We start from the raw sequence: 14,249 nt of genomic DNA, 5'->3' as shown, positions 1-14,249 counted from the left end.
AGGGCTGCTCGTCGAGGGTGACGGGTCACCAGTACCTCCGGATCGTCCGGGATTTCGACCCGTAGTACGGATCGCTCATATCAGCGAATTTCACTACATCGCCGGTCTTGGGTGCGTGGATCATGGTGGTGCCCCCGACGTAGATCCCCACGTGGTCGTAGCCCCCGCCGTGCAGGGAGAAGACCACCACGTCGCCCGACCTCATGTCCTCCGGTTTGATCTCCTGCCCGGCCCTGGCCTGGTCCTCGGTGGTCCGGGGGACGGTGATCTTCCCCTTGGACGCCTGGTAAACGGCCCATTGGACGAACGACGAGCAGTCGAAGCCGACTGTGCCCGCGCCCTGGGCAAAGCCCCTGCTAGGCCCGTTGACGGTGCCTCCGCCCCAGGCGTACGGGATGCCGAGGCCGAGGGATGCCTGACTGATGACCTTCTGTCCGAAGTCCCCGCCGGCGGGCAAAGGGCCGCCCGTCGTCGTGCTGCCGGGGGCGGTGTACTTGGTGGCGGCGAGCTTCATGATGTCGCGGACGTAGCCCTGGGTTTCCGAGTTGCGGGGGATCCCGCGGGCCAGACGGACCGCCTCCGGGCCCGCGTTGTACCCGCCCAGCATCATGCGGACCGGGTCCACGCCGGTGATGCCGTAGCTTTTGACCTTCTCCGCTACGTGGCAGTCGTAGCGGCCCTGGGACATGATGCCGTCCGCCGCCGTGTACGCGTCCTTCTTCCCGTCGCCGTCGGCGTCGACGCCCCAGTCCCGCCATGTGCCCGGCATGAACTGCGAGATGCCCATGGCGCCGACGGGGCTGGTCACTGTCGGGTCCCAGTTGCTTTCGGCCTCGATCTGGGCGGCGATGATCGGCGGTGGGGCCTCCGGGCACATCGCCCCCGCTTTGAGGACCCAGGGGAGGTATTCGCGCGGTACGTTCTTTTCGTTCAGCTTCCCGCCGGACAGGCCCACTTGGCTGATCCCGGGTCGCTCGTCGTCCTGGACGGCTGCGCCGATGACGGCGAGGAACGCGATGCCGAGGAAGGCTATGCCGATGACGGCGGCGCCGGCGGCCTTCGCCGCGCTGCTGGCGGCGCTCACACCGTCACCCCGGCGGCTTGCTCCTGCCTTCGGGGGTTATGAACGTGGCCACGTCGACGCGGTGGAAACGCCACTCCTTGCCCACTTTGAACCCGGGTAACTCCCCAGCGGCGGCGAGCCGTCGCACGACTCGGGTCTCGACCCGGCACACCTCGGCGACTTCGTCCGCTGTCAGTACCTCGGGATACGTTTCCAGCACGCCCGCCCCGCCCTTCACCGTTGCCGTCGCGGCTCGTCCACGTCGTTCTCACCCCGGACCCCCCACCGTTTCATAAGCGCCCATAGCGGCCGTTGCGACTGCGGGCGACGGTTGCGACCGTAGCAAACCTATGTGTTCAGATGACTACTCTTAGGTACTCTCTTGCTCAACCGGGGGCCAGAGGAAGGGGGGACGTCCGTTGTCCAGTGAGAGACCGGTCAACCGGTGGGCCACATCTGCCGGTTCGCCGTCGGCGCCCGCAGCGCATCCTGATCCCGCCCCCGGTAGGCGGGTGGCGCCGGAGATGACGGGGCCGTCCGCGCCGCAACCGGGCGCGGTGCCCCCGCCGTCCGGCGGCCTGCCGGTCCTGCCGTGGCCGCATGACCCCGGCACCGGCTGGTGGTGGCTGGGCTGCCACGGGGGTGCCGGGGTCAGCATGCTGACACAGGCCGTCCCCGGCGGGCTCGACGCGAACCGCGCGTGGCCCCAGCTGCCCGGCCACGCGCCCGCGCGGGTCGTCCTGGTCGCCCGGACGTCCTTCCATGGCCTGACGGCCGCTCAACAAGCGGCCCGGCAGTGGGCGGCCGGTGCTGTGCCCGGCGCCGTCCTTCTGGGCCTGGTCCTCGTCGCGGACACCCCCGGGCGCCTGCCCCGCCCGTTGCGCGACCTACACCACCTCGTGACCGGTGGCGTCCCCCGTACCTGGGATGTGCCCTGGTGGGAGGCGTGGCGCTGCGGCGCCGGCGCGGGCGCCTCCTTGCCCAAACAGCTCGCCGCACTCGGCGCCGACCTGTCCCGACTGATCGGAGATCACGGTGTCCCTGTATGACCTCGTTGCCGCCTCGGCGGACAGCCTGCACCACCACACCGTCACCCTCGCCGACGTGCCCAACCCTGGCGGCGGCGAGAAGCCACCGTTCGGGGACAAGTTGCTGACGATCCTCAAGTGGGCGGCCTGGACGGTCAGCGGCGCCTGCGTCGCGGGGGTCCTCGGGGTCGCGGGCAAGATGGCGCTCTCGCACCGCAACGGGGAGGGAGGCGAGCACGCCAAGGGACTGGCCATGGTCATGGGGGCCTGCATCATCGCCGGCACGGCATCCGGCATCGTCGGGGCCCTCATCTGACCGTCCGTCACATCCCTGAAGGGGGGCAACATGGCCCACAGCGATCCCGGCGCATCCGGGGAGAACAGCAACCAGAGCCCAGGCCCCAGCCCGTGGACGCGGGTGGGGTTCATCGGGTCGGCGGGTTTCGTGGTGCTGGTCGTCCTGCTCGCGGTCCTGGTCGTGACGGACGGCGACGACTCCGGCAGCACTCCGCCCGCCCGCGCGGGCGGGTCCGCGTCGGCGACCCATGGCCCGTCGTCCGCTCCGGCGCCGTCCGCTCCGGCGGTGGCCGGCGGGTCGTGCCCGAAGCTGGCCGACACCGGCCAGGGCATCCCGGACAAGGCGCCGTCCGATGTGGAGTGGTCGCTGTTCGAGACGGTGGCGCTGCCGACGTCGAAGAGCGCCGGCCCTGCCGTCGTGGACGGCGACGTGGCCCGCTGCTACGCGCGCACGCCCACCGGCGCCCTGATGGCAGCGATGCAGATCGGCACCCGCTACTTCTTCGCCCCGCACTGGCGGGAGGTCACCGAGCAGCAGACGGTGGGCGACGGCAAGGACGCTTACCTCGCGCTGCGGAAGAAGGCCGAGGCGAGCGCGAAGGCGAGCCCGAACACCGGCCCGGACGAGGACAGCGACAGCGGGCATGGTCAGCTCGCCGGATACAAAATCGTCAGTTTTACGCCGGACGCGGCCGTCGTCCAGCTCGTCAACAAGTTCCCGGATGCCGCGATGCAGGTCGGGACGGTGACCGTCACCTGGGTGGACGGGGATTGGCGGCTGACCATCCCGCAGTCGGTTCCGCCGGCCACCTACGTGCAGACGCTCGACGGCTATATCCCGTTCGGGGGGGTGTGATGCCCGACAAATGCAAAGTCATCACCGATCCTCTGGGGCTCGGCAGTCCGTTGACCGGCGCATGCAGAGCGGCCACCAACCCCGGCAAGGCTGTAAGTGATCTGGCCGGTTCGGCCTTCGACAAGATCGCGCACAGTTTCGCCGAAGCAGCAGGCAAATTCCTGAAAGCGACGACGGCGGGTTGGCTGAACCTTAAACACCCCGACATCGACTCCGATACAGGGCCGATCCATTTCCTCCAGGAAAAGACGCACTGGCTGGTCATGTGGATTGCTGTCCTGTCGCTGCTGATAGCGGCGGGCCGCATGGCTCTCACCCGCCGCTCGACGCCCGCCGTGGACGCCGCCCGCGGCATCTTCCTCCTCGTCATCGTGGCCCCTGCCAGTGTGGCCATCCTCAACCTCGTGGTGGCCGCGGGTGACATCTTCTCCGTGTGGATCGTGGACGAGTCCCTGAAGTGCCCCACACACCTGAATCCGGGGACGGTTCCGGAGTTCGCGTGCACGGACCAGTACAACGACCGGATTCGCGCCATGGCCATGGTGGGGGAGGGCACCGGTGCCGCTCTGCTCCTGCTGCTGTCCGGATTCCTGATCCTCGCGTCGTTCATCCAGATCATCCACATGTTCATCAGTGGCGCCATGATCATTTTGCTGGGCGGGACGCTACCGCTCGCCGCCGCCGGGGCGACGACTGAATCCGGGAAAGCGTGGTTCCGGAAGTCCTGCGGCTGGCTCGGCGCGTTCGCCCTGTTCAAACCCGTATCGGCCATTGTTTATGCGGCCGCTTTCCAAAGCATGGGGACGAACAAGACCGGTGACCTTTTGACGGTACTTCACGGCGTCGTACTGCTGTTGATGGCGGCCTTCACGTTGCCTGCTCTGTTGCGTTTTGTGACGCCGATGGTGCAGCAGGTGGCCACCGGCCGCGGCGGCGCCGCGGCCGTCGCCTTCATGGGCAAGGTGGTGGCCACCGGAGCCAAGGCCGTACCCGAGGTCCGGGCCATGGCCATGGCCTCGAAGGCGAAGAAGGGGGCCGACGGCGGCACGGGCGCCCACAAGGTCCCGTCGCACGGCGGCGGCCATCACGGGGGAGGGCACCACGGCGGCGGACTCGCCCCCGGACAACAGGGCCCGTCCGGCCCGCAGGGCGGCGGTACCCCCGGGCAGCAGCAGGGACCGCAGGGCGCCCCCGGCGGCCACACCGGCCCGCAGGGCACGCCCGGCGCGCAGACCACCGGAACCCCCGGTGCGGGACGTGGCCAGACCGCGGGCCCGCAGGGGACAGCGGCCGTCCCGCCCCAGCCGCAGACGGCGCCTCCGGCGCGCGGGTCCGCCGGGGGCCCGCCGCCGTCCGGCGCCGGCGGCCACCGCCCGACCACCCCCCAGGGAGGCCCCCGTGTCGGAAACTGACCCGCTCACCCGCCAGCCCACCTACGGCAATTGGCGCCGCCCGCAGAGCGGGGGCCTGCCCGGGCTCCGTCTCGGGACCACGGTCCTGTTCGTCTCCGGCCTGCTCGTGGTCGTCGTCCTGACCCTGGTCAGTATCTGGCTGGCCATCGGTTTCGGTGTGCTCCTGGTCCTGGCCATGGTTCCGGTCGCCCTGCGGGACAAGCACGATCGCATGCTTGCGCAAAGCCTGTTGGCGCGCGCCGCCTTCCGGCGGGCCCGCCGTACCGGCAGCAACCTGTACCGCTCGGGGCCGCTGGGCCGTACTGGATATGGCACCTGCCAGCTGCCGGGCCTCGCGGCCCGCTCCACGATCACGGAGGCCAAGGATGCGTACGGCCGCCCGTTCGCGCTCATCAGCTACCCCAGCACCAACCACCATGCGGTGGTTCTGAGCACGGACGCGGACGGGGCCGCGCTCGTGGACCAAGCGCAGGTGGACACGTGGGTGGCCTACTGGGGGCACTGGCTGGCCCAGCTCGCCAACGAACCCGGGCTCGTGGGGGTGTCGGTGACGGTGGAGGCGGCCCCGGACACCGGGATCCGGCTGCGGCACGAGGTGGAGGCCAACCTGTCGCCGGACGCCCCCGCGCTCGCCGCGCAGGTCCTCGCCGAGGTGGTCGAGAGCTACCCGGCAGGCTCGGCGCTGATGTCCACCCGCATCGCCCTGACCTACTCGGGCGCCGCCCGTGACGGCCGGCCCCGGCGCACGGCGCAGGAGATGGCCGTCGAACTCGGCAACCGGCTGCCCGGCCTGGCGGCGGGCCTGGCCACCACGGGGGCGGGCCCCGCCCGCCCCATGACCGGCGAACAGCTCGCCGAGGCCGTGCGCGTCGCCTACGACCCGACGGCCGCCGTCATCGTGGAGCGGGCCCGGACCAGCGGGGAAGGCACCGGCCTCACCTGGGACGACGCCGGGCCGGCGGAGGCCGACGACCACCGCGCCGCCTACTGGCACGACGGGGCGTACTCCATCACCTGGTCCATGTCGGCCGCCCCCCGCGGAGAGGTCTTCTCCAACGTCCTGACGAATTTCCTGCTCCCGCACCCGGACATCGCCCGCAAACGGGTCACGCTCCTGTACCGGCCGCACGACGCGGCCACGGGGGCGAAGATCGTGCAGAACGACGTACGGGACGCCCGGTTCCTCGCGCAGCAGAAAGCGCAGGGCAGCGCGCGCGATGATGTCGCGTTGCAGGCGGCCGAGCAGACCGCCCGGGAGGAAGCGACCGGTGCCGGCGTGGTCCGTTTCGGCCTGCTGGCCACCGCGACCGTGACCGACGAGGCGTCGTTGCCGCTCGCCGAGGCGGCCATGGACAACCTCTCGGCCGGGGCCCGGATCCGGCTGCGTCGGATCCGGGCCGCGCAGGCGTCCGCGTTCGCGGCCGCGCTGCCGATCGGCCTCGTCCTGCCGGCTCACCTCGCGTTGCCGGAGGTGGTGCGCGATGCGCTGTGACGTTCCCGCCGTCAGCCGACCGAAGGGGAGGCCCTGATGTCCCGTACGACCAAACCCGCTGTCCGCCGCCCGGGGCACCGGGGGTGGCGCGGACGCGGCGGGGGCGCCGTCAACTACCTGGACCCCGTCGCCGAATGGCGCGGGACGGCCGTGCAGGTGTGCGGCCTCTGGCCGTACGGGGCTGGCTCCGGCACCCCGACGATCGGCGTCCCGCTCGGCCGGAACCTCACCTCCGGCGCCACCGTCTGCTGCGACCCCATCAGCTGGTTTCAGCGGGCCGCGCTGATCCACAACCCGTCGGCCTTCGTTCTCGGGCGACCCGGCCTGGGCAAGTCAACGATTGTGCGCCGCATGGCGCTGGGACTGTCCGGCTACGGCGTCATGCCGCTGATCTTCGGAGACCTGCGGCCGGACTACGTGGACCTGGTGCGGGCGCTCGGCGGGCAGGTGATCACCCTGGGGCGGGGGCGCGGCTATCTCAACGTCCTCGACCCCGGAGCGGCCGGGGCGGCCGCGGCCCGGCTGACCGGGGACGCCCGCCGGGCCCTGGACGCCGAGGCGCACGGCCGCCGCCTGAACACCGTCTCCGCGCTGGTGACGATCCTGCGCGGGGCCCCGCCCAGCGACCGGGAGGAGACGATCCTGTCGTCCGCCCTCCTGCTGCTGGCCGAGCGGCACGACGGGGTCCCTGTCCTGTCCGATCTGGTCCGCATCATCCACGAGGCTCCGCCGGAACTGCGGGTGGTCGCCCTCGACCGTGGCGACATGGACCGCTACCGCGACGTGACGGAGCCTCTGGAAGCCTCGCTGATGGCCCTGTTGGGACAGGGGCGGCTCGGGGAGCTGTTCGCGCGCCCGACCAGCGAGAACATGCGACATGACCGGCCGGTGGTCTTCGATGTCTCGGACATCGATGACGGCGAAGTCCAGCTACAGGCGGCGGCCCTGCTGGCCTGCTGGTCGGCCGGGTTCCAGGCCGTCGAAGCGGCGCAAGCCCTTGCGGAGGCCGGATTGGAGCCCCGCCGCCGCTACTTCGTGATCCTCGATGAGCTCTGGAGGGTCCTCCGGGCCGGCCGCGGCCTGGTGGACCGCGTCGACGCACTCACCAGACTCAACCGGGCCCGGGGCGTGGGCATGGCGATGATCACCCACACCATGGACGACCTGCTCGCCCTGCCCCACCCCGAGGACCGCGCCAAAGCCACGGGTTTCGTCGAGAGGGCGGGCATGGTCATCTGCGGCGGCCTGCCCCGGAAAGAAATGCCGTCACTGTCCCAGGTGGTGGGCCTGTCGAGCGTGGAACAGACCCTCCTCGACGGCTGGGCGACACCCCCCACATGGGACTCCGACCTCGGCAAGGAAGCGGACCCGCCCGGCCGCGGAAACTTCCTGATCAAAGTCGGCGGGAGGCCCGGCATCCCGGTGCACGTGGACCTCACCACGGCAGAGCTCGCGATCAACGACACCAACCGCATCTGGAAGGAGGGCGGGCCCCGGTGAGCTCGACCACCAAGCGGCGCGGTCCCGGCGACGAGGCAGGCCCCTACGTCCTGCTCGGCGCCCTGCTCCTCCTCGTCGTCCTGGGCGCCGCCGCCTGGGCCGCCGCCAGCCTCGGCGCCGCGCTCGGCGACGCCGAGGCACCCCCCGGCCCGTTCGCGCTGCCGTTCGCGCTCGCGCACGGCACCTACCGGTGGCCCGGCGCCTGGGCCACCGCCGTCCTCGTCGCCGAAGTCCTGGTCCTGGCCGTCGCGGGCGGCCTCGTCGCGCGGGCCGTCCTGGCCGCCCGGCGCCGAAGGCACCGGATCGACGCCGCCGCCCCACATCTGGCCAAGGGCCGCGAACTCGACAAACTCACCTGGAACACGGTGACCCAACAGGCCGACCGGTGGGGCGTCCCCGCGCCCGACCCATCCGACGGGATCCAGGCAGACCCGGGGGTGTTCATCGGCCGATCCGTCATCGGCGACCGGCCGTTGTACGGGTCGCTCGAAGACATGCACGTGGATGTGTGGGGACCGCGGACAGGAAAAACTACACGCCGCGCGATCCCTGCCGTCTGCCGGGCGGGCCGCCGGCCCGTCTACGTCACCAGCAACAAGCGGGACGTCGTCGACGCGACAAGGGGAGTCCGCGCACAGTTCGGCCGCATCTTCGTCTTCGACCTCCAAGGGCTTATCGGGGAGGCGGTTTCCTGGTGGTGGAACCCCCTGGGCCACATCGAGGACGTGGCCGCCGCCCGGCGCCTCGCCTCCCACTTCGCCAGCGACCGGCGCAAGCCCACCGCCACCACGGACGCGTACTTCGAGCCGGCGGGTCAAGACCTCCTCGCGTACTTCTTCCTGGCCGCGGCCCTCGACAAGCGGCCCATCACGCAGGCGTACCGGTGGCTGTCCAACAGCCGCGACGGCGAGCCCGAACGCATCCTCCGCGCCGCCGGGCCGGAATTCCTTCTTCCCGCGGACGCGGTCAAGTCCGTTCTCAACGCTCCAGAAAAGCAGCGGGGCGGCATCTACGGCACGGCCTTGCAGATGGCCTCGTGCCTGGTGGACCCGAAGGTCACGCGGTGGGTGACCGACAACGGCCGTGGTCTGCCCGAGTTCGACCCGGACGCCTACGTCGCCGGCACCGACACCCTGTACATGATCAGCCGGGAGGGAACCGACTCCGCCGGCGCCCTTGTCACCGCCCTGACCGTCGCCGTCTGCGAGGCGGGCGAACGCCTGGCCTCCGGCTCCCCGCACGGCCGTCACCCCGCCGCCATGCTCGGCGTCCTCGACGAAGCGGCCAACGTATGCCGGTGGGCCGACTTGCCCGACAAATACTCCCACTACGGATCGCGCGGCATGCCCGTCATGACGATCCTCCAGAGCTGGGAGCAAGGGGTGGAAGTCTGGGGCGAACACGGCATGGCCAAGTTGTGGGGGTCCGCGAACATCCGCGTTTACGGCGGCGGCGGCGCCTCGCCCAACTTCCTCGGCAACCTCTCCAAGATGGCCGGCGGTTTCGAAGCTCCGACCTTTTCAACGAGCCGACAGCCGGGCGGAAACGGCCCGTTCGGCTTCAGCACCCGCTCCAACAGCCAGTCCAGCCGGGAAGACGAGATTGTGAGCGTGAGCGACCTCGGCGGCGTCAGCCCGGGCCGGGCCCTCCTCGTCCCGTCCGGCTCACGACCGACCCTGATCCGGACCGTGCCGTGGTGGGAACAACCGCACATCGCCCCCGCCGTCTCAGCCTCACTCGCCAAATACGACCCGGGGGCGATCTGATGGACCCCTTCGCCGACGAGTGGGCCGACGACAACGACGCCACCGGCGCCGCTACGACGCCGGAGCCGCAGCAGGCGGCGCCCGCGCGGGCGAAACGCCGCCGCTCTGCCCGCAAGCAACCGCCCCGTGAGCTGGTGTTCCCAACCGTGGCGGACTTCGTCGAGGGCTACTTCGCCCCCACGATCCGGCGCAATCTCCACGGCAGCGCGACGTGGTGTCCGCGGTGGTGGGCCCACCCGGAGGCATTGCTCCGGATGACCGCCGTATGGCGGGCCTGGGAGCACCTCCGTCATGACCCGGCGCTGGGCATATCAAACTGGTTGCTCCAGCACGCCGATCCCCACCTGCGGGTCCTGATGGATGGCGACAACGGGCCGCTGGCGGCGTGTTCGCCGGAGGGCCACAGCCGGTACGCGTACGAACCTCTCCCGCTCGAACCCGCGGACCCGGCCATGTGGCTCGCCCCCGCCCTCAGCGCGCCGCCCAAGAGCTGACAACGCGCCCGCCGTTCATCCCCCAGGATGCGATTGGCACATGTGCTGGTTCGCTCATCGGGTTTGATCCGGATAGTTACATTTTTCGGTGAGGCTGGTCAAGTTAGCGTCCCAGTTCGGCCGCGCGCTCCCGCGATGCGGAAGGCCCTGCGGAACCGCTCTTCCGGCTGCCCACAGGCGCCTTGGCAACAGCCGCTTCGGGGCCCTCCGGAAAGGCCATGGCGGCCAGCCGCGCGGCCTCTGCCGCCTCCTGGTCCGGCATGTCCTTCAAGGCCACCTCGGCGGCCGCCTGCCGTGCGTCGCGCATCTCCCGCGCTGCCCGCTCAGCTTCTGCCGTTGCCCGCTCGGTCTCGGCCGTCTCCCGGACGGACACTGCGGTCTCGGGTGCCCGCTCTGCCTCCGGTCCCGCCTGTGGCACGGCGCCGGACGTCGGCCGCAGGGCCCGCCACACCGTCCGCTCCTCGTTGAGCGGGACAGCGGTCAGCACCGTCTGACTGCCGGTGGGGGCAAACCCCCGCTCGGTCTCCGCAAGGAACTGCCGGATGGCCTCCGGCGCCGGGGTGCGAGCCCACCGGCGGGCGAACTCCTCCGTGAGCCGCTCGACAGCGCGGGCGTTACCGCTGTGCAGGACGGCGAACTCGGCGGCCACACCCTGGGCGGACACCCACGCACTGCGGTCCATCATGGCCTCGGCCCGGCCCTTGACCTCCATGGCGTGCTGCTGCAACGAGGCTGCCTCAGCCCGCAGCGACGCGCCTTCCTCAGCGTCCGGCGTCTGCTCGGCGGCGGCGTCTTTCTCCTTCGCCTGCGCGTGCAGGCCGGCGGCCTCCTCGTAGGCGGCCAGCCCCTCATCCCTCAGTTCCTCACTCACCAGGGACACCGTGATGGCCTCGTCCACCCTCGTGGACTCGCCGAGCAACTGCGCGATGTCGACGCCGGTCAGCTTGTCCCCCGGCGGGACATGAACCCCGTGATGTTTGTTGATCTCCTCGCGCAGATGCGCCTGCATTTCGGCGCGGGCCTGCCCCGGCGACCAGCCGCGCACCGTGTCCCAGACACCGGCAATTTCGCTGTCGTTGGCGGTCTCCCACCACCCTTGGTCAAGAAGGTCGCGCAGCTGCACGCCCCCGTAGACGTGGGCGGGGTCTTCGCCGCGGACCTGCGCGCCGGCTACCTCGATTCTCAGTTGTAGCTCTTCGATCTGCTGACGCAGCACAGGGAGCCCGTCAATGATCGCGGTGATATTGCCCGCGAGCCGTTTCCGGTCCGCGTCACTGAGCCCCTCGGCGTCGAGCCGGCTGCGGTACTCACGGAACCGCGAAACCCGATGCTCCTTCTCGGCCTCCAGACGTCCGCGTTCCTGCTCCAGCGCGTAGAGCAGCTCGGCGGGAGTGGCCTCCTGCTCGCCGGACACTACGGCGCGCTGCCATCGCACGGCCTCCTGCCGGGCACGCTCCGCCTCGTGGCCGTACAACCGGGCCGCCGGTACCTGCTGTACGCCGTCGGCGGTGTTCTCCAGGACCTCGATGTAGAACCGGGACACATCTAGGTCCGTGTTCTGGCTGCGGGCCTGCTCGGCCCACCGTAGGAACGCGTTGGCGCCTGCCTCGCTCGGCGGCATGCCAGCGGCGACGACAACCACGTCCTGGTGGGCGATCGTCAGTGGGTCGGCGGTGTCCCGGATGAGCACCACCAGGGAGACGGTGCTGACGCCGTGGGCGGCCGCACGGCCCTGCTGCAGAAACCGCTGGAACTCGGGGGCGGCGAGCGCGATCATGCGGCTGATCTCGGCTCCGTGCAGGGGCCAGGCAGGTGCCTCGATGCCGTACCGCTTGTTCAGCTGCTGGCGCAGGTGCTCCAGGGTTTGACGGGCGAATTCGTCTCCGCCGGCCCACTCGGCGGCCGCCTGCCAGCACCGGCCCAGACGGCGCGCGTCCGGCGTCCGCCAGAACCGCTCTTGCCATGCCTCGCGCAACAGCGGTTCGACCGCGGACCGTTCCGCCCGCAGCCGCTCGGCAAGCGCCCGGGCGCGCTCCTGGCTGGCCGCCTCTTCGCGCCGGTACCGCTCCTCTCGGGCGCGCGCGATCTCGTCGGCAACCACCGCCGCAATGGTGATCGCCAGCCGCAGGGCCTCGGCTATCGCCTGCGTGATCGGGTCGTACAGCTCGTCCGTCATCCGCTGATCGCTCACGCGCATTCACTCCATCCCATGAGGTCAAAAGGCGAGCGGTTCGGCTACCGGCCGAGAGAAGGACCGGGGCCGGGACGGCCGTACGGATCGATCTGCGGGCCGGGAGGGGGCAGCGGCGCCCCCGGGCTGTCCATGAGCGATTGCCGGGCGCGCTCCAGCTCGGCCAGACCATGACGCGCGCTGTCCTCGATCTGCCGTGCCGCGTAGAGCTCTTGTCGGGCCGTGTGCATGTCGTGCAGGGCCCGCAAGGTGTTCCGCAGCGTGCGGAGGAACAGGTATTCGCCCCAGCTGCTGGCCTCGCCCGATCGGGAGTACATCACCACTAGTGCCACCCCTCGCAAATCATCGTGCTGTCCTGCGGTCTCCGCTCGGTGCCGGGCACCGCGCGGAAGCTGCGCGGACCGGGCGAGCACATCGGCGGCGCGGGCCAGTGGTCCCGGCCGGTCGCCCTCCAGCCGCTGCGACCATGCAGCGAACAGCCCCGCGGTTTCCCTGGCGGCCTGGGCCCATTGAGCGACGTCCTCGACGGGCACCGTGGCGAGTCGCTCGCGGGCGGCCGCTACCTGACGGGCCGCCACCTCCCAGGCGGATTCGTCCCGCAGCCACACACTGTCCGGCTCACGCACCGCCTGCCCGGACTTCCATGCGTCGACGGCGGCCGCCGGGTCGTTCTCCGGCCACTGGGCGCGCAGCTGCGTCAGCGTGAGGTCCTTGGCGAGTTTCCCGCCGCCGTACCACACCGGAGCATCGCCGTTCCGCTCGCGCAGGGCCACCGAATACCCCACCACCTCGTGCTGTCCGCCGGCCTTGTATCGGGGGCGGACAAGCACACCGGAGCGGCGCAGATGCGCGACGAAATCGCCCTCGCTCGTGCTCGCGACTGCTGCCGCACGCACGCGGCGAGCCAGGGTCAACCTGGCGGGCTCCGGTCGTCCCCGCCGGGCAGCCGCTTCCCGCTCGCCCCGCTTGATCCCGGGCATGCCTCGGCCCCTGCGGCCCTCGACCACTCGGAGGCCGAATTCGCGCTCCAGGGCGGCGCATACCTGCTGGGTGCGGGCGTAGTCCCGGAACACGTTGGCGACCGTGCCGTCTTCGCGGACCAAGTTGACGGCGATGTGCACGTGATCGTTACCGCCGGTGCTCTTACCGTGGTGCACAGCGATCCACCGGCACGGCGCCCGGCCGGATCCCTCGGAGAACCCCATAGCCTCGACGAGCCGACGGGCCGCGGTCGCCCAGCGCTCGTCACCAAGCTCTCCGTCCTCCGGAGGCAGGGCGAGCGAGCAGTGCCACACGTACCCGTCTTTGACCTCGGTACCGAACAGCTTCCGCGGCGCCTCCAAGTCCGTGATGAGCTCCGACAATTCCGAGTCGTCGGCGAACGCCGGGAACCCTTCGCTCCAGCATCCATCCGCCACGGCCACGGTGTGCGGGTCGGTGTGCTCGTTCGCGCGTCCCGGTCCGAACAGGTACCGGACAAGGTCGCCCATGTCCTGGCCGCGGGTCACGTTCGGGATCACGGAGCGAGCCGATCCACCGCGTCCTCAACTCGCGCGACCGCCTTCGCCGAGGCGGCAAGTACACCGGAAATCTGGCTGCCGGGAACCTCGACATCCATGTTCAAGGCTCGCGCGATCTGGTTCACGTTGTTGGTCATGTTGGCCAACAGCCGGCGCACTGCCAGGAGCTCCCCGATGAGGGCCTGCCGCTCGGTCTTCGTGAACGGCGGCACACCAATCGCCGACTCAAGTAGCACCCGTGGCGCGCTGACACCGAGCACGATGCTCCGGGCCTTGACAATCTCGGCTTCCTCCTTGTTCATCAACACCTTGGTCTTGTGTTGACGCCCGCCCGAATGCCGCTTGTTACGCCCTCCGGGCGGCGTCACCAGACGCCCCGTCAAATCCTCGGCCATCGGCCGATTCCTCCTCCCAGCGAAGCGACCCCACGCAGTGGGGACCACACGACAGTGTGTCACCTCTCGCCGCCGCAAGGCGAGAGGTCAAGCGAGATCAGGGGACCTGATCTCCTAGCTTGCTCCCGTCCTGTGACGTCGAAGGCTACGGATTGCAGACTCACCTTGCTCCCGTCCTGTGACGTCGAAGGCTACGGATTGCAGACTCACCTTGCTCCCGTCCTGTGACGTCGAA

General features: G+C 70.6%; 13 protein-coding genes. 8 read left to right on the top strand and 5 right to left on the bottom strand.

Features of this window, described 5'->3' with window-relative positions:
- Positions 1-25 precede the first annotated feature (25 nt).
- Both I5Q34_RS07490 and I5Q34_RS07485 read right to left on the bottom strand, forming a co-directional pair.
- Positions 26-1,084: an NlpC/P60 family protein gene (locus I5Q34_RS07490; RefSeq protein ID WP_199891392.1), complete on the bottom strand. Its 1,059-nt coding sequence runs from the start codon at positions 1,082-1,084 to the stop codon at positions 26-28.
- Positions 1,085-1,088: 4 nt separating this feature from the next.
- Entirely contained in the window at positions 1,089-1,283 is a 195-nt protein-coding gene (locus I5Q34_RS07485; RefSeq protein WP_199891391.1) for a helix-turn-helix domain-containing protein, read from the bottom strand.
- A 304-nt stretch (positions 1,284-1,587) separates the two neighbouring features.
- Between I5Q34_RS07485 and I5Q34_RS07480 the strand changes: the two genes are divergently transcribed.
- The 8 genes from I5Q34_RS07480 to I5Q34_RS07445 are packed head-to-tail and all read left to right on the top strand — an operon-like array spanning position 1,588 to position 9,908.
- The gene (locus tag I5Q34_RS07480) at positions 1,588-2,112 is read left to right on the top strand and encodes a DUF6668 family protein (RefSeq protein ID WP_199891390.1); all 525 of its coding nucleotides are present in this window, start codon (positions 1,588-1,590) and stop codon (positions 2,110-2,112) included.
- On the top strand, positions 2,099-2,407 hold the full coding sequence (locus tag I5Q34_RS07475) for a hypothetical protein (RefSeq protein WP_199891389.1): 309 nt from the start codon (positions 2,099-2,101) through the stop codon (positions 2,405-2,407). Before I5Q34_RS07480 ends, I5Q34_RS07475 begins: the two co-directional genes overlap by 14 nt.
- 30 nt (positions 2,408-2,437) lie before the next feature.
- Positions 2,438-3,244, top strand: coding sequence for a hypothetical protein (locus I5Q34_RS07470; protein WP_199891388.1), 807 nt, complete (start codon positions 2,438-2,440; stop codon positions 3,242-3,244).
- Positions 3,244-4,656 (top strand): hypothetical protein, encoded by a 1,413-nt coding sequence (locus I5Q34_RS07465; protein ID WP_199891387.1) that lies wholly within the window; start codon positions 3,244-3,246, stop codon positions 4,654-4,656. The genes I5Q34_RS07470 and I5Q34_RS07465 overlap by 1 nt, the downstream gene beginning before the upstream one ends.
- A complete protein-coding gene (locus tag I5Q34_RS07460; protein WP_199891386.1) occupies positions 4,643-6,148 on the top strand; it encodes an SCO6880 family protein in 1,506 nt (501 codons plus the stop codon). The genes I5Q34_RS07465 and I5Q34_RS07460 overlap by 14 nt, the downstream gene beginning before the upstream one ends.
- Positions 6,149-6,184: 36 nt before the next feature.
- A complete protein-coding gene (locus tag I5Q34_RS07455) occupies positions 6,185-7,648 on the top strand; it encodes an ATP/GTP-binding protein (RefSeq protein ID WP_199891385.1) in 1,464 nt (487 codons plus the stop codon).
- On the top strand, positions 7,645-9,414 hold the full coding sequence (locus I5Q34_RS07450) for a type IV secretory system conjugative DNA transfer family protein (RefSeq protein WP_199891384.1): 1,770 nt from the start codon (positions 7,645-7,647) through the stop codon (positions 9,412-9,414). Before I5Q34_RS07455 ends, I5Q34_RS07450 begins: the two co-directional genes overlap by 4 nt.
- Positions 9,414-9,908: a DUF4913 domain-containing protein gene (locus I5Q34_RS07445; protein WP_199891383.1), complete on the top strand. Its 495-nt coding sequence runs from the start codon at positions 9,414-9,416 to the stop codon at positions 9,906-9,908. The genes I5Q34_RS07450 and I5Q34_RS07445 overlap by 1 nt, the downstream gene beginning before the upstream one ends.
- 103 nt (positions 9,909-10,011) lie before the next feature.
- Here the strand turns inward: I5Q34_RS07445 and I5Q34_RS07440 are convergent, their stop codons facing one another.
- The 3 genes from I5Q34_RS07440 to I5Q34_RS07430 are packed head-to-tail and all read right to left on the bottom strand — an operon-like array spanning position 10,012 to position 14,014.
- Positions 10,012-12,099: a hypothetical protein gene (locus I5Q34_RS07440; RefSeq protein ID WP_199891382.1), complete on the bottom strand. Its 2,088-nt coding sequence runs from the start codon at positions 12,097-12,099 to the stop codon at positions 10,012-10,014.
- 44 nt (positions 12,100-12,143) lie between these two features.
- The gene (locus I5Q34_RS07435; RefSeq protein WP_199891381.1) at positions 12,144-13,619 is read right to left on the bottom strand and encodes a relaxase/mobilization nuclease domain-containing protein; all 1,476 of its coding nucleotides are present in this window, start codon (positions 13,617-13,619) and stop codon (positions 12,144-12,146) included.
- A complete protein-coding gene (locus I5Q34_RS07430) occupies positions 13,616-14,014 on the bottom strand; it encodes a plasmid mobilization relaxosome protein MobC (protein ID WP_199891380.1) in 399 nt (132 codons plus the stop codon). Before I5Q34_RS07430 ends, I5Q34_RS07435 begins: the two co-directional genes overlap by 4 nt.
- Positions 14,015-14,249: the final 235 nt, after the last annotated feature.

The sequence above is a fragment of the Streptomyces sp. AV19 genome (genome assembly GCF_015999245.1).
Lineage (GTDB): Bacteria > Actinomycetota > Actinomycetes > Streptomycetales > Streptomycetaceae > Streptomyces.
Note: the sequence above shows the minus strand (reverse complement) of the source record. Positions and strands in the feature narration are given on the sequence as shown.